19 protein-coding genes are annotated in these 21,715 nt (G+C 61.1%); 4 read left to right on the forward strand and 15 right to left on the reverse strand.

Annotated features, from left to right (window positions below; genetic code table 11):
* Positions 1-51 precede the first annotated feature (51 nt).
* Both CAF90_RS07270 and CAF90_RS07275 read right to left on the reverse strand, forming a co-directional pair.
* Positions 52-705, reverse strand: coding sequence for a COG3650 family protein (locus CAF90_RS07270; protein ID WP_085605370.1), 654 nt, complete (start codon positions 703-705; stop codon positions 52-54).
* A 59-nt stretch (positions 706-764) separates the two neighbouring features.
* Complete coding sequence (locus tag CAF90_RS07275; protein WP_007959150.1) at positions 765-1,364, reverse strand: short chain dehydrogenase; 600 nt, start codon at positions 1,362-1,364, stop codon at positions 765-767.
* A 103-nt stretch (positions 1,365-1,467) separates the two neighbouring features.
* Here CAF90_RS07275 and CAF90_RS07280 point away from each other — a divergent pair, with 103 nt between their 5' ends.
* Positions 1,468-2,376: a LysR family transcriptional regulator gene (locus tag CAF90_RS07280; RefSeq protein WP_085605372.1), complete on the forward strand. Its 909-nt coding sequence runs from the start codon at positions 1,468-1,470 to the stop codon at positions 2,374-2,376.
* On the opposite strand, the gene CAF90_RS07285 is transcribed toward CAF90_RS07280, so the two are convergent.
* From CAF90_RS07285 to CAF90_RS07330, 9 genes are all read right to left on the reverse strand, one after another.
* Positions 2,325-2,840 carry a DoxX family protein gene (locus CAF90_RS07285; RefSeq protein ID WP_085605374.1) on the reverse strand — a complete coding sequence of 172 codons (516 nt, stop codon included), beginning with the start codon at positions 2,838-2,840 and terminating at the stop codon, positions 2,325-2,327. The genes CAF90_RS07280 and CAF90_RS07285 overlap by 52 nt on opposite strands.
* On the reverse strand, positions 2,837-3,595 hold the full coding sequence (locus tag CAF90_RS07290) for a DUF2063 domain-containing protein (RefSeq protein ID WP_085605376.1): 759 nt from the start codon (positions 3,593-3,595) through the stop codon (positions 2,837-2,839). The genes CAF90_RS07285 and CAF90_RS07290 overlap by 4 nt, the downstream gene beginning before the upstream one ends.
* The gene (locus CAF90_RS07295; protein WP_085605862.1) at positions 3,592-4,479 is read right to left on the reverse strand and encodes a DUF692 domain-containing protein; all 888 of its coding nucleotides are present in this window, start codon (positions 4,477-4,479) and stop codon (positions 3,592-3,594) included. Before CAF90_RS07295 ends, CAF90_RS07290 begins: the two co-directional genes overlap by 4 nt.
* Positions 4,480-4,504: 25 nt before the next feature.
* Positions 4,505-4,810: a DUF2282 domain-containing protein gene (locus tag CAF90_RS07300; RefSeq protein ID WP_007959157.1), complete on the reverse strand. Its 306-nt coding sequence runs from the start codon at positions 4,808-4,810 to the stop codon at positions 4,505-4,507.
* Positions 4,811-4,966: 156 nt separating this feature from the next.
* Positions 4,967-5,668: an ABC transporter ATP-binding protein gene (locus CAF90_RS07305; RefSeq protein WP_003222380.1), complete on the reverse strand. Its 702-nt coding sequence runs from the start codon at positions 5,666-5,668 to the stop codon at positions 4,967-4,969.
* Positions 5,669-6,436 carry a high-affinity branched-chain amino acid ABC transporter ATP-binding protein LivG gene (livG, locus tag CAF90_RS07310; protein ID WP_007959160.1) on the reverse strand — a complete coding sequence of 256 codons (768 nt, stop codon included), beginning with the start codon at positions 6,434-6,436 and terminating at the stop codon, positions 5,669-5,671. It abuts the gene before it with no gap.
* Positions 6,433-7,689: a high-affinity branched-chain amino acid ABC transporter permease LivM gene (locus CAF90_RS07315; protein WP_085605378.1), complete on the reverse strand. Its 1,257-nt coding sequence runs from the start codon at positions 7,687-7,689 to the stop codon at positions 6,433-6,435. Before CAF90_RS07315 ends, livG begins: the two co-directional genes overlap by 4 nt.
* Entirely contained in the window at positions 7,686-8,609 is a 924-nt protein-coding gene (gene livH, locus CAF90_RS07320) for a high-affinity branched-chain amino acid ABC transporter permease LivH (RefSeq protein WP_007959165.1), read from the reverse strand. The genes CAF90_RS07315 and livH overlap by 4 nt, the downstream gene beginning before the upstream one ends.
* A gap of 231 nt (positions 8,610-8,840) precedes the next feature.
* Entirely contained in the window at positions 8,841-9,968 is a 1,128-nt protein-coding gene (locus tag CAF90_RS07330) for a branched-chain amino acid ABC transporter substrate-binding protein (RefSeq protein ID WP_085605380.1), read from the reverse strand.
* Positions 9,969-10,320: 352 nt separating this feature from the next.
* On the opposite strand from CAF90_RS07330, the gene CAF90_RS07340 reads away from it, so the two are divergent.
* A complete protein-coding gene (locus CAF90_RS07340; RefSeq protein WP_007959169.1) occupies positions 10,321-10,626 on the forward strand; it encodes a DUF2288 domain-containing protein in 306 nt (101 codons plus the stop codon).
* A gap of 293 nt (positions 10,627-10,919) precedes the next feature.
* On the opposite strand, the gene CAF90_RS07345 is transcribed toward CAF90_RS07340, so the two are convergent.
* Entirely contained in the window at positions 10,920-13,121 is a 2,202-nt protein-coding gene (locus tag CAF90_RS07345) for a hypothetical protein (protein WP_085605382.1), read from the reverse strand.
* Positions 13,122-13,318: 197 nt separating this feature from the next.
* Between CAF90_RS07345 and CAF90_RS07350 the strand changes: the two genes are divergently transcribed.
* Positions 13,319-14,215 (forward strand): NAD(P)-dependent oxidoreductase, encoded by an 897-nt coding sequence (locus tag CAF90_RS07350; protein ID WP_170929362.1) that lies wholly within the window; start codon positions 13,319-13,321, stop codon positions 14,213-14,215.
* Here CAF90_RS07350 and CAF90_RS07355 read toward each other — a convergent pair.
* A complete protein-coding gene (locus CAF90_RS07355) occupies positions 14,106-16,388 on the reverse strand; it encodes a bifunctional diguanylate cyclase/phosphodiesterase (protein WP_085605384.1) in 2,283 nt (760 codons plus the stop codon). The two genes, CAF90_RS07350 and CAF90_RS07355, sit on opposite strands and share 110 nt — an antisense overlap.
* 163 nt (positions 16,389-16,551) lie before the next feature.
* Entirely contained in the window at positions 16,552-16,905 is a 354-nt protein-coding gene (locus CAF90_RS07360) for a YkgJ family cysteine cluster protein (protein ID WP_085605386.1), read from the reverse strand.
* A 304-nt stretch (positions 16,906-17,209) separates the two neighbouring features.
* On the opposite strand from CAF90_RS07360, the gene CAF90_RS07365 reads away from it, so the two are divergent.
* Complete coding sequence (locus CAF90_RS07365; protein ID WP_085605388.1) at positions 17,210-18,559, forward strand: MFS transporter; 1,350 nt, start codon at positions 17,210-17,212, stop codon at positions 18,557-18,559.
* Positions 18,560-18,628: 69 nt separating this feature from the next.
* Here the strand turns inward: CAF90_RS07365 and rapA are convergent, their stop codons facing one another.
* A complete protein-coding gene (gene rapA / locus CAF90_RS07370) occupies positions 18,629-21,475 on the reverse strand; it encodes an RNA polymerase-associated protein RapA (protein ID WP_085605390.1) in 2,847 nt (948 codons plus the stop codon).
* Between the last annotated feature and the right edge of the window lie 240 nt (positions 21,476-21,715).

Below are 21,715 nucleotides of genomic sequence, written 5' to 3' on the forward strand. Positions count from 1 at the left end.
GAAGGCGGCGATTATAAGCCGCAACGGCCGGATCCCGTGAGGGTAAAACGATCAGTCGTTACGCGAACCGCCGAAATACCCGCAACCACGCTGCACCTTGCCGTCGATACGCAACTCGGCGCTCATGTGCTGCACGCTGCCAGTGCTGCTGTCGATGCAGCGCTGCGGCGCCACCCACAGCTCGATGCGCTGGTTGTTGGCTTCGCTGCTGAGGTTGAAACGGCCGTCGCCCAGTTGCTCTTCGACATAGGGCACGGCGAGCGGTGGCTGGCCTTCGCGGTCGATGACCAGGCCCTTGCCGCTGACTTTTACATTCCATTCCGGGCCATGGCCGGCGGCGCGCAGGATCAGCTGTTTGAAGTTGGGATCGTCGCAGGCGGTGCCGGAGCGTTCGACGCGATAAAGCTGGGTCAGGTCGAGGCGGTCGCCGGCGATCTTCCCGCGCACGTCGGCGAACAGCTTGCCCTGCTGATCGGCCAGGGTGGCGGCCTCTTGCAGGACGCTGGTGCCGCCGATGTCGTTGACCACGTATTGACGCTGCTCGCCGCAGGCCTGGAACACCAGTTTGCCGTCGGCAGCGGTCAGTTGCCCCTGCATCCGCGTCTGGCCGACGTGGGAGGCGCTTTCCCGCGCGCCATCGAACAACTGGCACGCGGCAAACAACGGGAGCAGGGCAACAACGATCAGGGAACGGGCAACACGCATCTTTGGCTCTCCAGACAAGTGTCGCCACGTTACGCAGGCTGACCGTTCATCACAAGGGTTTAGCCCACGTGAAATGTCTGACCTGTCTGCAAGCCTTCGACACTTTTGGCGTAGGCCAATGCCACATCCGCCGCAGGAACCGGCTTGTAGCCACGGAAGTACGGGGCGTAGCTGCCCATGGCTTCGACCAGCACGGTCGGGCTGATCGAGTTCACGCGCAGGCCGCGTGGCAGCTCGATGGCGGCGGCTCGAACGAAGCTGTCGAGCGCGCCGTTGACCAGTGCAGCCGAGGCGCCGCTGCGGATCGGATCGTGGCTGAGCACCCCGGTGGTGAAGGTGAACGATGCGCCGTCGTTGGCGAATTCACGGCCGATCAGCAGCAGATTGACCTGGCCCATCAACTTGTCTTTCAGGCCGAGGGCGAAGCTGTCTTCGGTCATTTCACCCAGCGGGGCGAAGGTCACGTTGCCAGCGGCGCAGACCAGTGCGTCGAACTTGCCGGTCTGTTCGAACAGCTTGCGGATCGATGCGCTGTCGCTGATATCCACCTGGAAATCGCCGCTGCTGCGACCGATACGAATGACTTCATGACGCTGCGACAGCTCTTTGTCCACGGCCGAACCGATGGTACCGCCCGCGCCGATCAACAGAATTTTCATCGTGATTGCCTCAAGTGATTGAACGAGGTTTCAGTCTAGAGTGGTTTTTTCTGCGGATAAGCGCACTAATGGGCAACCTTTGGTTTTCAAATGGAAACAATCCATGAGCGAGATGGATGATCTGGCAGCGTTCGCGGTCTTGATCGAAGCCGGCAGTTTTACCCTGGCGGCGCAACAATTGGGCTGCAGCAAGGGGCAGTTGTCCAAGCGCATCAGCCAGCTGGAGGCACGGTTTTCCATGGTGTTGCTGCAACGCACGACGCGTCGGTTGAGCCTGACGGCGGCCGGTGCGGCGTTGTTGCCACAGGCTCAGGCGCTTGTAGTCCAGGTTGAAAGAGCGCGTCAGGCATTGGCGCGATTGAAGGACGACATGGCCGGCCCGGTGCGTATGACGGTTCCGGTGTCGCTGGGGGAAACTTTCTTCGACGGCCTGCTGCTGGACTTTTCGCAGAAATACCCCGAGGTGCAGATCGAACTGGAGCTGAACAACAGCTACCGCGACCTGTCCCGCGACGGCTTCGATCTGGCGATCCGCACCGAGGTCGCCAATGACGAGCGACTGGTGGCCAAGCCCCTGCTGGCCTGGCAGGAAATGACCTGTGCCAGTCCTGAATATCTGGAGCGCTTTGGCGAACCGCTGACGCCGCAAGCATTGGCCGAACACCGTTGCCTGCTCAACAGTCACTACAGCGGTCGCGAGGAATGGCTTTATCACCAGCAGCACGAGCTGCTGCGGGTGCGGGTGTCGGGACCGTTCGCCAGCAATCATTACAACCTGCTGAAGAAAGCCGCATTGGCCGGCGCCGGGATCGCTCGCCTGCCGTCCTATCTATTGCAGGCGGAATTGGCTGACGGCCGATTGCGCTGGCTCCTTCGGGATTTTCAGACCCGGCGCATGCCGATGTACCTGGTGCATCCGTATCAGGGCGGTCTACCGAAACGTACCCAGGTGCTGGCGGACTACCTGATTGGCTGGTTCAAACTCAGTGGCGAGGCGCTGGACCGGTTGTAGTGCCGGGCGATCAGGTGATCGATCGACACTTTGCCCGGCCCGGTCGCCATCAGGTACAGCAGCACCGCCATCCAGGTGCCGTGGGTCGGGTAGGCATCCGGATACACGAACAGCTGAATGGTCAGGGTCATGCCCAGCAAGGCCAGCGCCGAAAAACGCGTAGCGAAGCCAATCAGAATCAGGATCGGGAAGAAGTGCTCGGCAAACGCCGCCAGATGCGCGGCGATTTCCGGCGACAGCAGCGGCACGTGGTACTCGCTCTTGAACAGCGGAATCGTCGAGTCCGCCAGACGCGGCCAGCCGAGCTCGAAGGTGCCATCGATCAGGTCGACGGCCAGCCCTTCGACCTTGATCTGCCCGGATTTCCAGAACACTGCGGCGATGGAAAATCGCGCGATGAAGGCGATCAGGCTGTGAGGGATTTTTTCCAGCAGCGCGATGGCGCGGGCAACGAGGCTGTTCATGACGACACCTTTGGGTGCAAATGAGTAATGACTTGGCGACTGATCAGCAGGGCGAGGGTCTGGCTGAGGTCGAAGGTCCCAGCGGATTCCAGCGCCTGCGTGAGTGACTGGCCGGCCTTGAGCTGGCGAATGAACTGGCTGGCGCCGCGATCCACGGTGAACACCTCGACTTCCAGTCCATTGCGCAGGATCAACGCGTGTTGGGCGTTATGCAGATCGATCCCGGCCAGCGTCGCGTCGTGCTGATGCGCGGCCCAGATGTCCACTACGGCGAAGCTTGAATCGAGCAGATGCAGCGAAGGGTGCAGGCCGATGCGCAGTTCGTTGAGCGCATCGGCATCTGCGAATACAGCAGCAATCCGCTCCTGACTCACAGGCAACGCATCGGCAGCGTGATAGGCCAGCGTGCGCAAGCGTTCCAGGCTCGCGACATCGGCCAGATAGGGAACGCTCGCAGCAGGTTCGAAGCCGCTGATGAAGTCCGCCAGCCCGCTGCCGTAGTCGCTCATCAACGGACTGTGTGGCGGATGGCTGTGCACGAAAATGCCGGCCATGGCTCGGAAGAATTCGTCCCCCACCAACTGCATGACCACGGGATAACTGTCGGCCAATGCATTGATCAGCGAACCCTGCACGTTGTTGCGGTACACCGCGAAACGGCTGGCCGGGTCGGCACCGTTTGCACTGCACAAACCGTCGGGGCAGGGCAGGTCGGTATCGAGCAACGCTGCGCTGAACGCGGCTTGAGTGCTCACGGCCGACCTCCCGCGCACAGCAACAGCTCATCGGCCTGCTGCGCTTCCGTCAACAGCACGTTGAAGGCCGGCACCTGATTGTCCCGTTCGATCAGCGTCGCCACCGGGCCGACGCGTTCCAGCGCTTGCCGGTACAACGACCAGACCGCTTGATCGATCGGCGCGCCGTGATCGTCGATCAGCAAGCGATCACCGAGGCTGTCGGAGTCTTCGGCAAACCCGGCCAGATGAATCTCGCCCACCGCGTGCAGCGGCAGTGCGTCGAGATAAGCCAGGGGATCGCGCTGATGGTTGATGCACGAGACGTAGACATTGTTCACGTCCAGCAACAGACCGCAGCCAGTGCGCCGGATGACTTCACGGATGAAATCGGCTTCGTCGATGGTCGAGCGCTGGAACGCCAGGTAGGTTGCCGGGTTTTCCAGCAACATCGGACGCTTGAGGGTGTTTTGCACCTGATCGATGTGGTCGCAGACGCGGTTCAGCGTCGGCTTGTCGTACGCCAGGGGCAGCAAGTCATTGAGAAACACCGGGCCGTGGCTCGACCAGGCCAGGTGTTCGGAAAAGGAGTGCGGTTGATAGCGCTCGATCAGCGCCGCCAGGCGTTTGAGGTGCTGGACATCCAGCGGGCCTTCGGCACCGATGGACAGCCCGACGCCATGCAGCGACAGCGGATACGCCTCGCGAATCAATCCCAGAAAATGATGAAACGGGCCGCCGGCCACCATGTAGTTTTCGGCGTGGACTTCGAAGAAACCGATGTCCGGACGTGAATCGAGCACTTCGCTGAAGTGCTCGCTCTTGAGCCCCAGCCCGGCACGGGACGGGAGCCCGGAGAGGGCTGCCCGAGTGCGGCGCAAGGCATGGTCGCAGGATGTGATCATGATCGACACTCGGGCGGCTCCCGGATCAGGACTTGGCTTTGAACGCTTCGAGCTGACCGAAACCGGTCGGCGAGGTTTTGCTTTCGGTGGTGGCGCAGGTGCCTTTTGGAACCAGTTTCCAGGCGTTGGCCTGATGATCCATTTTCGCGGTGCCGGCACAGGTGGTGCCCGCGCCTGCGGCGCAATCGTTCTTGCCTTTCATGGCCACGCCGAAGCATTTTTCCATGTTGTCGTCAGCGGCGTGGGCGGTGGAGACGGCAGCGATGCTCAGAGCAGAACCGAGGGCCAGAACCAGGGCGGTGGCGGACAGGGTGCGGGTAGTAGCAGTCATGATGTTTCTCCGGTTTGAACTTGGGTTTGAACAAGCGATTGCGCTTGCTTGCTCCACTAGAGAAACGACTCGGCGATGCGTTACAGCGATCAATAAAGTTTTTTTGCCGGGCACAAAAAAACGGCCCAGAGGCCGTTTTTTGTTTGAAGCGATCCATCAACCGCCGAGGTATGCCTCGCGCACTTTCGGGTCGGTCAGCAGCGCTTCGCCGGTGCCTTGCATCACCACCCGGCCGTTCTCAAGAACGTACGCACGGTCAGCGATTTTCAGCGCCTGGTTGGCGTTCTGCTCGACCAGGAACACCGTCACACCGTCCTTGCGCAGCTGTTCGATGATGTCGAAGATCTGCTGGATGATGATCGGTGCCAGGCCCAGCGACGGTTCGTCGAGCAACAGCAGTTTCGGCTTGCTCATCAGCGCGCGGCCGATGGCGAGCATTTGCTGTTCGCCGCCGGACATGGTGCCGCCGCGCTGGTTGAAGCGTTCTTTCAGGCGTGGGAAAAGTCCGAGAACCTTGTCCATCTGTTCCTGATAGTCGCCCTTGTCGGTGAAGAATCCGCCCATGGACAGGTTTTCTTCGACGGTCAGACGGGCAAACACCCGACGACCTTCCGGCACTACGGCGATGCTCTTGCGCATGATCTGCGACGAGTCCTGGCCGACCAGTTCCTCACCCATGTAGCGGATGCTGCCGCTGTGGGCCTGCGGCGAACCGCACAGCGTCATCAGCAGCGTGGACTTGCCGGCACCGTTGGCGCCGATCAGAGTCACGATCTCGCCCTGGCGGACTTCGACGTTGACGCTGTGCAGGGCCTGGATCTTGCCGTAGAAGGTGGAAACGTTTTCGAACTGCAGCATTTACGCTTCCCCCAGGTAGGCTTTGATCACTTCAGGATTGTCGCGGATCTGTTCCGGCGTGCCGTCGGCCAGAGGCGTGCCCTGGTTGATCACGACGATGTGGTCGGAAATGCTCATGACCAGTTTCATGTCGTGTTCGATCAGCAGCACGGTCACGTTGTGCTCTTCACGCAGCACGCTGATCAGCGCCTTGAGGTCTTCGGTTTCCTTCGGGTTCAGGCCGGCGGCCGGTTCGTCGAGCATGAGGATCCGCGGACGGGTCATCATGCAGCGGGCGATTTCCAGGCGACGTTGCTGACCGTAGGCCAGGGTGCCGGCGGGGCGGTTGGCGAACTCTTTCAGGTTGACCTTTTCCAGCCAGTACTCGGCGAACTCCATGGCCTCGCGCTCGCTCTTGCGAAACGCCGGGGTCTTGAACAGGCCGGACAGGAAGTTGGTGTTCAGGTGACGGTGCTGGGCGATCAACAGGTTCTCGACCGCCGTCATGTCCTTGAACAACCGCACGTTCTGGAAGGTGCGCACCACGCCTTTGAGGGCGATCTTGTGGCCCGGCAGGCCGTGAATCGGCTCGCCGTCCAGCAGGATGCTGCCGCCCGATGGCTGGTAAAAACCGGTCAGGCAGTTGAACACGGTGGTCTTGCCGGCGCCGTTCGGCCCGATCAGTGCCACCACCTGTTTTTCCTTCACGGTCAGGGCCACGCCGTTGACCGCCAGCAGGCCGCCGAAGCGCATGCTCAGATTTTCGACTTTCAGGATCTCGCGGCTCATTTGCGCAGCTCCATGTGAGGACGTTGCATGGGCAGCAGACCTTGAGGTCGCCAGATCATCATCAGCACCATCAGGGCGCCGAACATCAACATGCGGTACTCACTGAACTCACGCATCATTTCCGGCAGCAGGATCATCACCACGGCCGCGAGAATCACGCCCAGCTGCGAGCCCATGCCACCCAGCACCACGATGGCGAGGATGATCGCCGACTCGATGAAGGTGAACGACTCCGGCGTCACCAGACCCTGACGGGCGGCGAAGAAGCTGCCGGCGAAACCGGCAAATGCCGCGCCGAGGGTGAACGCTGAGAGCTTGATCACGGTCGGGTTGAGGCCCAGCGCACGGCAGGCGATTTCGTCTTCACGCAGCGCTTCCCACGCACGGCCGATCGGCATGCGCAGCAGGCGGTTGATCACGAACAGCGCCGCCAGCGCCAGCAACAGGGCAACCAGGTAGAGGAAGATCACCTTGTTGATCGAGTTGTACTGCAGGCCGAAATATTCGTGGAAGGTTTGCATCCCTTCTGCGGCTTTACGTTCGAAGGTCAGGCCGAAGAACGTCGGTTTCTCGATGTTGCTGATGCCGTTCGGGCCGCCGGTGATGTCGGTCAGGTTACGCAGGAACAGGCGGATGATTTCCCCGAAGCCCAGGGTCACGATCGCCAGGTAGTCGCCGCGCAGACGCAACACCGGGAAGCCGAGCAGGAAGCCGAACGTCGCCGCCATCAGGCCGGCAATCGGCAGGCAGATCCAGAAGCTCAGGCCGTAGTAGTGCGACAGCAGCGCGTAGCTGTAGGCGCCGACGGCGTAGAAGCCGACGTAACCCAGGTCGAGCAGACCGGCCAGACCGACCACGATGTTCAGGCCCAGGCCGAGCATCACGTAGATCAGGATCAGCGTCGCGATGTCCACCGCGCCACGGGAGCCGAAGAACGGCCACACCAGCGCACCGATGATCAGCGCGATGATGAAGTAGCGCTGGGTGGTCGGCAGGGTCAGGAAGTTGCTGGCCTTGGCCGGGATCAGCGGCATGCCCGGCGAAGACCGCCACGCCTTGCTGATCTGCTGGTTGAACAGCACCCGCAGGAACATCAGCACCGAGCAGATGGCGATGGTCGCCAGAATGGCCGGGCTGGTGTTGTGCACTTCCAGGTTGATGCCGACGATGGTCAGTTTCAGACCCAGTACCGGATAGGCCACGGCCCAGACCAGCAAGGCGCTGAACAGCGCCTGTTTAAGATTCCTAGTCATACTTTCTCAACCTCCGGACGGCCCAGAATGCCGGTCGGACGGAACAACAGCACCAGAACCAACAAGCCGAAAGCCACGACGTCCTTGTACTGGTCGCCGAAGATATCGGCGCCAAAGGCTTCCGCGACCCCGAGCACCAGCCCGCCGAGCATGGCGCCGGGGATGCTGCCGATCCCGCCCAGTACCGCGGCGGTGAAGGCCTTGAGGCCGACGAGGAAACCGGCGTTCGGGTTGATCACGCCGTATTGCATGCTCAGCAGCACGGCCGCGACGGCGGCCAGCGCAGCACCGATGACGAAGGTCAGGGCGATGATGTTGTTGGTGTTGATGCCCAGCAGGTTGGCCATCTTGATGTCTTCGGCGCAGGCGCGGCAGGCGCGGCCCAGGCGAGAGCGGGAGATGAACAGCGTGAGGCCGAGCATGGCGATCAGGGTCACCACGAACACCACGATTTGCATGTAGGAAATCAGCACTTCATGTGCGCCACCTGGGCCGAAGGCGAAGTTGCCCGGAATCAGGTTGGGGATTGCTTTGTCCTTGGAGTCTTGCGCCAGCAGAACGGTGTTCTGCAGGAAGATCGACATACCGATCGCGGAAATCAGCGGGATCAGACGGTTGCTGCCGCGCAACGGGCGGTAGGCAATGCGTTCGATGCTGTATCCGTAGGAACTGGTGACGACGATGCTGGCGATGAACGCCACGGTCATCAACAGCGGGACGCTTTCGAGTCCCATCATGGTCAGCCCGGCGATGGCGATGAACGCCACGTAGGAACCGATCATGTACACCTCGCCGTGGGCGAAGTTGATCATTCCAATGATGCCGTAGACCATCGTGTAGCCGATGGCGATCAGGGCATACATGCTGCCAACGTTCAAGCCGTTAACCAGCTGTTGGAAGAAGTGATAGATGTCAGGCATTACAGCGCTCCTAAAAACCTGATACGCATTTCACTGGTGGAGTCATTTTCCCGCCCGGTCCCGTGGATCTTTATCCACTTCGAATCCGGGTTTTGCCAGCGAACCGCTGATGACGGTTTTGAGATTTTCAGGTGGGGAGACTGGCGGATCACGCCAGCGCGGCCCAATACATTCGTAAAACAAAGCCCACGGCACGCCGTGGGCTTTATTGGCAGTCAGTCAGGCAGGGCCTTACTGAGGCGACACTTCGGTTTTAGGTTTGCCTTCGTGCCATTCGTAAACCACGAATTTGAAGTCCTTCAGGTCGCCCTTGTCGTCGAAGCTCAGGTCACCGGTAGGCGTCTTGAAGGTGCCTTTGTGGATGGCTTCAGCCACCTTGGCAGCATCTTCGGACTTGGCAGCCTTGATACCTTCGGCAATTACTTCAACTGCCGAGTAGGACGGGAACACGAACGGACCGCTCGGGTCTTCTTTCTTGGCCTTGAATGCATCGGCCAGGGCCACGTTGGCCGGATCCTGGTCGAAGGATTTCGGCAGGGTCACCAGCAGGCCTTCGGCAGCGCTCTTGGCGATCTGGGTGATCGAGTCGTTACCCACGCCTTCCGGACCCATGAACTTGGCTTTCAGGCCTTTTTCCTGGGCTTGACGCAGGATCAGACCCAGCTCCGGGTGGTAGCCGCCGTAGTAGACGAAGTCGACGTTGGCTTGCTTGAGCTTGGCGATGATCGCGGAGAAGTCCTTGTCGCCGGCGTTGATACCTTCGAACACGGCAACCTTGGTGCCTTTCTTCTCGAGAGTGGATTTGACGGCGGTGGCGATGCCTTCACCGTACTGCTGCTTGTCGTGCAGCACGCCGACGATTTTCGGCTTCACGTGATCGGCGATGTAGTTACCGGCGGCAGGGCCCTGGGCGCTGTCCAGACCGATAGTACGGAAGATCATTTTGTAACCACGAGCGGTGATGTCCGGGCTGGTGGCAGCCGGGGTGATCATGATCACGCCTTCGTCTTCGTAGATGTCCGAAGCAGGCTGGGTGGAGCTGGAGCACAGGTGACCGACCACGAACTTGACGCCGTCGTTGACGACCTTGTTCGCAACCGCTACCGCTTGTTTAGGATCGCACGCGTCATCGTATTCAACGGCTTCAAGCTTCTTGCCGTCGACGCCGCCTTTGGCGTTGATCTGCTCGATGGCCATTTTCGCGCCACTGAACTGCATGTCGCCGTACTGGGCTACTGGACCGGTTTTAGGGCCGGCAATACCGATCTTGATGGTGTCAGCTGCGAACGAATGGCTGGCAACCCCGGCCAGAACCATAGCGGCAAACAGTTTGGAAATCTGCTTAGTAGCCTTAGTCATAGTGCTCCACTCTTACTGTTGTATTTTTTTAGAGTCCTGACGCCGTAGCAGCAGAACCGGGACAGATATCTAGGCGATACCCTCCGGAAAAGCCCCCGGCAACTGTACCGGTACAGTGTAGAGCGCCGGTTGTTGGCCTGGGAAGCTGGCGCCAGGGGGCAAAACCTGAGGGTGTCGCTTAAATGAAAGAAAAAGACAGAATTGCGGCGGGACGTTCAGAGGGCTTATACCCCAATCATCAGCATTCCTTGGCGTTCCTGCTCTTTTCGTTCGGTACGGCCTTTTGCAACCGGGTTTTTCTGCCGGACCACCGACGTTATCATTCGCGCCGATTTCTTTTCCGGACAGTCCCATGAATCAAGAACCTAGCACCCTCTATGCCAAGCTGCTTGGTGAAACCGCATCTATTACCTGGAAAGAGCTGGAGCGCTTCTACGCCCAGGGTGCCCTATTGTGGGTCGACGCCAGCCTGGATTTGATCGCGGTCGCCGAGGCCGTGGCGTCGGATCAAGGCGAGAAAGTCGCTGCCTGGCTGGCCGAAGACAAGGTCGCCAAGCTGTCTGAAACGCGGGCGCTGGATATTTTCGAGCGTGATCCAGAGATGTGGGCGGTGGTGGTCCGGCCATGGATCCTGGTCCAGGAAAGGGCAGCGGCCTGACGGGTTGCACCTTGTTGGTGCGAGTGCCGGCCGGCGAAAAGTGTGTAGCGGAGTAGCGTGATGGCCGATTGCCGTAGAGAAATGCCACAGGCGGGGGTGGCATAACGGTGACGTAAACGTAACGGGCACAGTTTATTGAGCAGCCTGACGGCTGCTTAATTGTTTCGGGATGTTGGAAAGGCTGAAATCTTCAGTGAATTAGCGGGCCTCTTCGCGAGCAAGCCCGCTCCCACAGGAAATGCATTCCATTGTGGGAGCGAGCCTGCTCGCGATGGGGGCGCCTCGGTCTGGTGTCAGACCGAGTAAGACTTGCCAGTATGGTTATTCAGCGAGATGACTTTGGTCTTGCCGATCCGGTGACGGTAGATCTCGCGCAGGTACTTGATTGACTTCTTCACGCAATCGCGCGACAGGCGAATGTCGTTGATCGAGACAAACTTCTCTTTGTCGTTGATCAGCTCGCGGTACTTCTTCTCGTACATCGGCTTGATCGCGTACCAGTTGGTATCGAGGATCTTCGCCGGGTTCTCGAATTCGTTGAGCAGGTCGTCGATGCGGTCTTCGTCGAATTCTTCGTTGATGATGAAGTCGAGGATCGAGTTGTCCAGGGTCTCGTCGAAACGGTACGGGGTCTTGGCGAAGCAACGCTTGATGAACGCCACGATCAGCGTCAGGAAGTCGTCCGACAGGCACGGGCTCTTGGCGATCAGGGTGGTCAGCGACAGGTTGGCCGAGGCGCCGATCACCAGCGCATAGCGCTTGAGCGTGGTGTTGGGGAACAGGCTGTTGAGGTGGGTCTTCAACCGGTTCAGGTCCATGTACGACAGCTTGTAGTCTTTTGGCAGCGAAACGATCGAGACCACCGACGAGCAGTTCTTGAAGAAGTGCAGGTCATGCAGCGCGGCCGCGTCGTAGCCGGAGTTCTTGTACTGCTCCAGCGACGCGCGATAGCGCTTGGACTCGATCGGCAGCAGGCTGATGCCTTCGATGGCCTGGGTCACCTTGTTGAAGTGCGGCAGGTCGATCGAACGGAAGAACAGGTCGTCGATGTTCAGGCGCTGCGGCTCTTTGTCGAACACCTTGAACTTGTCGCTGCTCGGCGGCGGGGTTTCCGGCACCACGGATTCGGCGTAGGCAATCGCCACCGGGCCGGCCAGACTCATGAACAGGTCGTTGGCGTCCAGGCGAATGGTCTCGCCGATGTCGATGCCGGCGCGACGGAAATAGTTCTGGTCGTAGTCGGTCGTGACCGCCTGGGCCGTCAGAATGTTGAAGATCTGCTGCGAGATGTACTGGTTGGCGTGCTTTTCCATCGCATTGACATCAATGTTCTGGATGTTGCCGTCATCGCTCTCTTCGGCGTAACGCATGATGTCGTTGGAGATCAGCATCATCGCGTTCCATGGGCGGATACGGCCCATGACGCTGGCTTCGCTGCTGTCTTCGTTGGCGAAGTTGTACGAGAAATCCCATTCTTCCGAGAGGTATTTGCACAGCAGGCGACCGGCGTTGATGTGCAGCGCCTCGGACATTTCGCTGCGGTGGTCGGAAATGTTCGGCAGCACGCAGATGCCGCTGGTGAAGATCGGTTCGAACACGAACGAATGACCGCTCTTGCCGTCATGTTCGTCCATCGGCTTGGTGTCGAACGTCTTGTTCATGTACGAGTGCTGCTGGGCCAGACCGAATTCCGAAGCCATGCCCGAACCGGTACCGCCGCCGGCACTGAAGATCGAGAAATACAGCCGCGACTGGTTGGCCTTGATGCCGCAGCTGTCGATCAGGTACGAGTGGATCATTTTCCAGTCAGGGCTGGAGAAACGCTGGGTGTCCTTGTTGAGGATGATCTTCGCCAGGTACTGGCCGAGGATCGGCGCGTTACCGGCGCCACCGGCGTGGACTTCGGACAAGTCCATGATCTTCATCTTGCTGTAGTCGCGCAGGAAACCGCTTTTCTCGCCCTTGCGCGAGAAACGGATACGGCCGGCGATGTCCTTGTCGAGGTCGCCGAGCATCACCAGCGGTTCCACCAGAAACACCGGTTTGCTGCCCTTGTTCGGGCCGATCCGCAGGTTGGTCTTGATCCACTGGGCCGGGCTGTAGCCCTTGTCGGCCAAGCGACGATCGCTCGAAGGGCGATCCTCATTGTTGAATTCGTTGAGGTAGAACTTGCGCGCGTTGTACACCAGCTCCGCCACGTCGAGGGCGATGTTGGAGCCGCAGCGACCGAGGCCGATCAGGCACACCGACGGGAATTCCTGGTCGTTGTGCTGTTCGTTGTCGCCTTCCAGGTGCGGCGGGCGCGGGAACACCAGGTCACGCAGGCCATCGAGGTTGTCGAGGATGCGGTCGGTATTGGTTTCGGTGAAGTACAGGTATTGCTGGGTGCCCAGCGGGCGCGAGGGTGGCAATGGCTTCATCGGGGCAGGGCTGTTCGCCGCAGGGCTCAGAGTCAGATCGGATACCGCAGTGGCCGGATTGTTTTTAGAAGTCATTGTGCGCCATATACCTGGACTGGTTGGATCAACGACCGCTGTCGTCGAGCCTCACGGAATGGGAATCTCGCGTCTTTTTTCTGCGCGTGTTTTGCCCGTGCGTCAGGGACTTTGCCTGAGTGCCGCGCGGGGGAATCCTTTCCTGATCGATGATGAATCGGCCATTATTCGGCGATCTTTAATCAAAAGGAGGCTAAATGATGTCAACGCGACCTTCGTTGGGGTTTGCCGGAATCGGCCTGATGGGCCTGCCGATGTGCCGCCGTCTGCTGGCCGCCGGTTATCCGCTGACCGTATGGAATCGCAACCCGGCCAAGTGCGCGCCGCTGGTCGAGGCTGGCGCCCGGCAGGTGGCGACCCCCGCTGAACTCTGTGCACAGGCTGACGTTGTGATGCTGTGCCTGGCGGACACGGCGGTGGTGCGCGAGGTGGTGTTCGGCCCGGCCGGCGTGGCCGAAGGGGCGAAACCCGGTCAGTTGCTGGTGGATTTTTCCAGCCTCGAACCGACGGCCACCCGTGAAATGGCGGCCGAGCTGGCCGACAAGAAAGGCATGGCCTGGCTCGATTCGCCGGTGTCCGGCGGGGTAGTCGGGGCCGAAGCCGGTAGTCTGGCGATCATGGTCGGCGGTGATGCAGCGGACCTTGATCGCGTGCGACCGGTATTGCTCGAACTCGGGCAGCGCGTCACGCACATGGGCGGCGTCGGCGCCGGTCAGGTGACCAAGGCCTGCAATCAGATGATCGTCGCCTGCAATGCCTTGGTGATCGCCGAGGTAGTGGCGCTGGCCGAGCAGGCCGGGGTCGATGCCAGTCTGATCGCCGAAGCGCTGGCCGGTGGTTTTGCCGATTCCAGACCGTTGCAGATCCTCGCCCCGCAAATGGCCGAAAGCCGTTTCGAGCCGGTGAAGTGGCACGTGCGCACGCTGCTGAAGGATCTGGATACCGCAGTGAAGTTTTCCCGGGAAACCGGTTCGGCCACGCCGATCAGCGGATTGGCCGCACAACTGATGCGCCTGCATGGGGCACAAGGCTTTTTGCAGAAGGATCCAGCGACACTGGTGCAAATGTACCGCGCGCCAGACTCAACGGATTGAGCGTGTGCGCGTGTTTGCGCTGGTTGATTTCCTCCAGCACCGGGCGCAGTTCGGCCAGTGGTACCGGGCGGCTGAGCAGGTAACCCTGAATGAAGTCGCAGCCCGAGCGCTCCAGGAATTCGTATTGCTCCAGGCTTTCGACGCCTTCGGTGACCACCTGCAAATGCAGGGTGTGCGCCATGACGATGATCGCCTGGACGATCTCCATGTCGGCGGTGGCCTTGGGAATGTCGAGGATGAACGAGCGGTCGACTTTCAGGGTGTTGAGCGGCAGGCGCTTGAGATAGGCGAGCGACGAATAACCGGTGCCGAAGTCATCGATCGACAGTGACACGCCGAGGGCACGGATCTGCCGCAGCAGCACCAGGGTGTTGGCGATGTTGCCCATCAAGGCGTTTTCGGTGACTTCCAGTTCCAGCCGTTCCGGGGCGACCCCGGCGCTGCGCAGGGCCTGCTCGATTTCATTGGCCAGTTCTTCCCGGGCCAGATTCAGCGGTGAGCAGTTCCAGGCAATCTTCAGTTCTTCACAGCCATGGCGCGACAGTTCGCCGAGGTCTTCACAGGCTTTGCGCAGGACCCAGTTGTCGAGCTCGGCAATCAGCCCGTTGTTTTCGGCGATGGCGATGAATCGGTCCGGGGTGAGCAGGCCGTGCACCGGGTGCTGCCAGCGGATCAGCGCTTCGAGCTTGGTGACCTTGCCGGTCTTGAGTTCGAAGATCGGCTGGTAATACAGCAGCAGACCGTTCTCTTGACGCAGGGCGTGGCGCAGTTCTTCCTCCAGTTGCAGTTCGAGGCTGGCGCGGTTCTTCAGGTTGGAATCGAAGAAGTGCACGCCGTTGCGCCCTGCACCCTTGGATTGGTACAGCGCCAGATCCGCGTGTTTGAGCAGTTCATCGCAAGTGGAGCCGTCCTCGGGGAACAGGCTGATGCCGATGCTGGTGGTCATCACCATGCGTCGTCCGGCCAGTTCGATCGGCTCTTTCATCTTGAGCATGATGCGCTGGGCCAGGTTGCGCGCTTCCTCGCGGTCGCGCAGGCCGATGAGGATGCAGAACTCGTCGCCGCCGAACCGCGCGACCACATCTTCATGGCTGCGCACCGAACCCTTGATGTGCTGGGCGATGACCTTGAGCAGTTCGTCGCCGGCGTCATGGCCGAGGCTGTCGTTGATGCGCTTGAAGTGGTCGATGTCGAGAAACATCACCGCCAGCATCCCGCCTTCGCTGGTTTTCTGGCTGAGTTTTTCGGCGAAGATCTGATTGAAACCGCGCCGGTTGATCAGGTTGGTCAGGGCGTCGTAGTTGGCCACGTGCTGCAGCGACATGCGCGCCTGATCGAGTTGGCTGAGCAGGGCGTTGACCCGGCGCAGATCGTGTTCCTTGTTTTGCAGTTTCTTGTCGGCCAAGGCGGCGCTGATGGCGCTGCCAAGAATCAGCAGCGTGATCAGCGCGACGGTGAGGCCCAGCTGCAAGTGACCGGTTTGCGACGCCAATGTCGGCAATTGCCCCTCGGGCAGCACCAGTTGCAGCGCTGCCATGCCGGTGAAATGCATGCTGAGGATGCCGGCGCCGAGAATCACCGCGGCCAGGTATTTGAGCATCTGGATGTGCAGGCCGCTGCCTTCGCGCAGATAACCGGCGACCCACAGTGCGGCGAAGCTGGCGCCGATGGCGATCACGATCGATGACACGAACAGGGTCGGGTCGTAATAAGCCGTGGCGGCGGATTCGATGGCGGCCATGCCGACGTAGTGCATGCCGGCGATGCCCAGGCCGATGACGATGGCGGTCTTGAGGTATTGCAGCAGACTCGGCTGCGGATGGCTGAGGGTGTGCATGGCCAGCCAGGACGCCAGTAACGCGATCACCAGGGAAAACAGGGTCACGGGCAGGTCGTACTGAATGTCGATCGGCGCCTGGAACGCCAGCATGCTGATGAAGTGCATGGCCCAGATGCCGCCGGCCAGGCAGGTTGCGCCGATCCAGCGCCACAGTCGCTGCGAACCGGGTTCTTCAGCGTGGGCGACCCGTTCGGCCATATCGAGGGTAGCGAAACTCGCGGCGCAGGCGACCAGGTAAGCCACCAGCACCAGCAGGGGATTGTGTGTGCAATTGAGGATGACCTGCCCGCTCTCCGGCTGCTCGGCAACAAATTGCAAACCAAGCCACTCCATAGCATGCCCCGTCTCTGAGTACGTCCTTACTGCGTCATCAACGCAGGCGAATGTTTGCAGTATAGAGGCGGTTTTTGGCGTGCAAGCGGTAGTGGCACATTGGCGCTAATGATTTTGGCATGAGCGTCATAGCGTTTGGCGCTAAGCGTTGAAACGCCTGAACTCAGGCGACTTCGTTCCAGTGCGGTTGCAGCGGCGGCAGGCCGAAACGTGCCCGCGCCTTGTCGCAGTCGGTGTTCTGTTCGCCGTTTTCCCACGACGCCTCGAACTCGCGGCAGGGGCTGGAACGCTTCTCGTAGATCGTGCAAGCCACCGATTTTCCGACCTCGCCCTCCAGCGCGGTGCAGCGCGGCGCCTTGCGGTCGGTGCCGATCATCGCGACCCGGCTGGGCGTGATCTGGGTGACCAGTTCATCGGGCACGGTCCCGCCGGAGGATGCGCATTCACCCCAGAAAAAAGAAACACGAAAATGGGAACAGCAGGCACCGCAATTCAGACACGGACTGACTTCGGACATGGGCGGGGGTATCAAAGGGATTGATCGGCAGGATCCGGACGGATCCGGCGGCCATTCTAGGCTTTGCCACGGCGTTGGGAAGGGGGGGCGAGAAAGTATTTTTTCATTGCCGGATTTTTCCGCAAAACCCCCGGTTTTAGGGGGATTCGAAGCATTTCAAGGGCTTACGTTTCGTTACACGGCCATGGCCCGTCATCAGGCTGACGAATGATCACAGACAGCCCCGACGAGCGTGACTAGATTGCAGGTTCCGGGCTCGGATGCGTTGGCAGTGAAGCCCTAATAACAATAAAGAGACGGACCCATGCAGAACTCGACCCAAGCGGCGAATGCCTGGCGCATTCTGTTCCTGCTGTTCCTCGCCAACCTGTTCAACTTCTTCGACCGCACCATTCCGGCGATCATCATCGAACCGATCCGCATGGAATGGCACCTCAGCGACTTTCAGTTGGGGATCGTCGGCACGGCGTTCACCCTGGTCTACGCGATTGCCGGCTTACCACTGGGGCGCATGGCCGACACTGGTTCGCGCAGCAAACTGATGGGCTGGGGCCTGGCGACCTGGAGCGCGCTGACGGCGGTCAACGGTCTGGTCGGCAGTTTCTGGAGTTTCCTGCTGGTGCGCATGGGCATCGGCATCGGTGAAGCCAGTTACGCGCCCGCCGCCAACTCGCTGATCGGCGACCTGTTCCCCGCTCACCGCCGGGCCCGGGCCATGGGCATTTTCATGCTCGGCCTGCCGCTGGGGCTGCTGCTGGCCTTCTTCACCATCGGCTGGATGGTCAAGGCGTTCGACAGCTGGCGCGCGCCGTTCTTCATCGCCGCCGTGCCGGGGCTGGTGCTGGCGGTGTTCATGTTCTTCATCAAGGAACCCAAGCGCGGCGCGGCGGAAACCGTGCAGGTGTCCCAGGAGAAAGTCGACAGGCCGATTCGCCGCGTCCTCGCCGTGCCGACCTTCCTGTGGCTGGTGATGGCCGGGCTGTGCTTCAACTTTGCGACCTATGCCTGCAACTCGTTCCTGGTGCCGATGCTGCAGCGTTATTTCCTGATGCCGTTGCAGGAAGCGGCGGTGGCGACCGGGGTGATCGTCGGTGTGACCGGGCTGATCGGTCTGACCCTCGGTGGCTGGATCGCCGACAAGATTCACCAGCGGGTGGCCAACGGGCGACTGCTGTTTGCCGCGTTCAGCCTGATCATCTCGACCCTGTGCACGGCGTGGGCGCTGCATGCCGGGCGCATCGAGATCGGGGTGTTTGTCGCAGTGTTCAGCGTTGGCTGGCTGTTCGCCTACAACTTCTACACCTGCGTGTACACGGCGATTCAGGACGTGGTCGAGCCGCGCCTGCGGGCCACGGCGATGGCGCTGTTCTTTGCCGGTTTGTATTTGCTCGGCGGCGGTCTGGGGCCGGTGGTAGTTGGTGGTTTGTCGGATCACTTCGCCAAGTCGGCGATGGTCTCGGCGGGCGCCGAGCAGATGACCGAAGCGTTCAAGGCCGTCGGCCTGCATGATGCGATGTACCTGATTCCGGTGGCGTTGTTCCTGACCATGGTGTTCCTGTTCCTCGCCTCGCGCTGTTTTGTGCGGGATGCGAAGCGGATGAAGGAGGGGCTGGTGGCGGTGGTTGAGCCGCAGAGTCAGGCCGTTACCGCTTGATCGGACAGGCAAACAAAAAGGCCCGCATCGCTGCGGGCCTTTTCATTTTTGGCGATGGAGCAGGGCGGTTTAGCCCGCTACCAGCACCCGGATCGCTTCCAGTCGCAGCGCGGCCTTGTCGAGCATCGCCAGACCCTGTTCACGCTGCTTGCGCAGGGCGTCCAGTTCGCTGTCGCGCACGGTCGGGTTGACTGCCTGCAACGCGGTCAGGCGTGCCAGTTCTTCGTCGGTGTCGGCTGCCAGACGGCGGCGGGCCTCGGCCACGCGCTCGGCGTGGCGCGGGGTGACCTTGTCTTCACCGGCGTTGATCCGTGGCGTCAGCTGATCGCGCTGGGCCTGGATGAACTTGTTGGCGCTGGCGCGTGGCACGCTTTCCAGTTGATCGTTCAAGGTCTCGAACGCCACGCGCGATGACAGGTCGTTGCCGTTGGCGTCGAGCAGGCAGCGCAGGGCGGCCGGCGGCAGGTAACGGCCCAATTGCAGCGAACGCGGGGCAACCACTTCGCTGACGTAGAGCAGTTCCAGCAGCACGGTGCCCGGCTTGAGCGCCTTGTTCTTGATCAGCGCGACGGCGGTGTTGCCCATCGAACCGGACAGCACCAGATCCATGCCGCCCTGCACCATCGGGTGTTCCCAAGTGATGAACTGCATGTCTTCGCGCGACAGCGCCTGGTTGCGGTCGTAGGTGATGGTCACGCCTTCGTCGTCGCCCAGCGGGAAGCTGGCGTCGAGCATCTTCTCGCTCGGCTTGAGGATCAGGGCGTTTTCCGAATGGTCTTCGCTGTCGATGCCGAACGCGTCGAACAGGGTTTCCATGTAGATCGGCAGGGCGAACTGATCGTCCTGTTCGAGGATGTCCTCGACCAGCGCTTCACCTTCGCCGGCGCCACCGGAATTGAGCTCCAGCAGGCGGTCACGACCGGTGTGCAGCTCGGCTTCCAGACGCTCGCGCTCGGTGCGCGCCTCGTCGATCAGCGCTTGCCACTCGCCGTCGTCGGCTTCTTCAAGCAGCGGCAGCAGGCGCGGGCCGAACTGATGCTGCAAGGCGTTGCCGGTCGGGCAGGTGTTGAGGAACGCGTTCAGCGCTTCGTGGTACCACTGGAACAGGCGCTCTTGCGGGCTGGTTTCCAGGTACGGCACGTGCAGTTCGATGATGTGTTTCTGGCCGATCCGGTCGAGACGACCGATCCGTTGTTCCAGCAGGTCCGGGTGCGACGGCAGATCGAACAGCACCAGGTGGTGAGCGAACTGGAAGTTGCGACCTTCACTGCCGATTTCCGAGCAGATCAGTACCTGCGCGCCAAACTCTTCGTCGGCGAAGTAGGCGGCGGCGCGGTCACGCTCGAGGATGTTCATGCCTTCGTGGAACACCGTGGCCGGGATGCCGGAGCGCACTCGCAGAGCGTCTTCCAGGTCCATCGCGGTTTCGGCATGGGCGCAGATCACCAGCACTTTGGTGCGCTTGAGCATTTTCAGCTGGTCGATCAGCCACTCGACGCGCGGGTCGAATTTCCACCAGCGTTCTTCTTCGCTGGCGTCCGGCTGGGCCTGGAAGCTGACTTCCGGGTACAGCTCGGCGTGTTCGCCCAGCGGCAGTTCGAGGTATTCGTCCGGGCACGGCAGCGGGTACGGGTGCAGTTTGCGCTCCGGGAAACCCTGCACGGCGGCGCGGGTGTTACGGAACAGCACGCGGCCGGTGCCGTGGCGGTCGAGCAGTTCACGCACGAGGCGGGCGCTGGCTTCGGTGTCGCCATCGTTGACGGCGGTCAGCAGGGCTTCACCTTCGTTGCCGAGGAAACCGTGGATGGTCTTGTGCGCGGCCGGCGACAGGCGACCCTTGTCCAGCAGCTCCTGAACGGCTTCGGCCACCGGGCGATAGTTTTCGCTCTCGGCGCGGAAGGCGGCCAGGTCATGGAAACGGTTCGGATCGAGCAGGCGCAGACGGGCGAAGTGGCTGTCCTGGCCGAGTTGTTCCGGGGTGGCAGTGAGCAGCAGCACGCCGGGAATGACTTCGGCCAGCTGTTCAACCAGCGAGTATTCCGGGCTGACTTTCTCTTCGTGCCACACCAGGTGGTGGGCTTCGTCGACCACCATCAGGTCCCAGCCGGCAGCGAACAGGGCGTCCTGTGCCTTCTCATCGTCGACCAGCCACTCCAGCGCCACCAGGGCCAGCTGAGTGTCTTCGAACGGGTTGGTGGCATCGCTTTCGATGAAGCGTTCTTCGTCGAACAGCGCGACCTGCAGGTTGAAACGGCGGCGCATTTCCACCAGCCACTGGTGCTGGAGGTTTTCCGGTACGAGGATCAGCACGCGGTTGGCGCGGCCCGACAGCAACTGGCGATGGATCACCAGGCCGGCTTCGATGGTCTTGCCCAGACCTACTTCGTCCGCCAGCAATACGCGCGGCGCGATGCGGTCGGCGACTTCACGGGCAATGTGCAACTGGTGGGCGATCGGTTGTGCGCGCACGCCACCCAGGCCCCAGAGCGAAGACTGCAACTGGCGGCTGGTGTGTTCCAGGGTGTGATAACGCAGGGAGAACCAGGCCAGCGGGTCGATCTGGCCGGCGAACAGACGGTCGCTGGCCAGACGGAACTGAATGAAGTTCGACAGCTGGGTTTCCGGCAGGGTGACCGCTTCGTTCTGCGCGTTGAGGCCGTGGTAGACCATCAGGCCGTCGACGTCGTCGACTTGCTGGACAGTCATCTTCCAGCCTTCGAAGTGCGTGATCGAATCGCCGGGCGAGAACCGCACGCGGGTGAGGGGCGCATTCCGTAGCGCGTACTGGCGAGTCTCGCCAGTGGCCGGGTAAAGCACGGTCAACAAGCGGCCGTCCTGTGCCAGAACGGTGCCTAAACCAAGCTCTGCTTCGCTGTCACTGATCCAGCGTTGCCCCGGTTGATACTGCTGCGCCATGCTGCCTGACTCCCACCTTGAAAAAGCGGGCTATCTTAACGGAATGAGGGCCCGAGGCCAAAGGATAAGGAGCCTCGGCCCGGCTTTTAACCGCAATCGGCCAATTGCAGGGAAGATTAGGTCATGCATCGGTTTTACGGGATGTTGCGGCACCCTTGAGTGCCAAACCGGTCACAAGTTTGCGACCGATGGCTCAAGGCACCCCTGGCGCCGCCGATAACCTGCTGACAGGAGACCCTT

Origin of the sequence: Pseudomonas sp. B37(2017) (assembly GCF_002112885.1) — a bacterium.
GTDB classification, from domain to species: Bacteria; Pseudomonadota; Gammaproteobacteria; order Pseudomonadales; family Pseudomonadaceae; genus Aquipseudomonas; species Aquipseudomonas paraglycinae.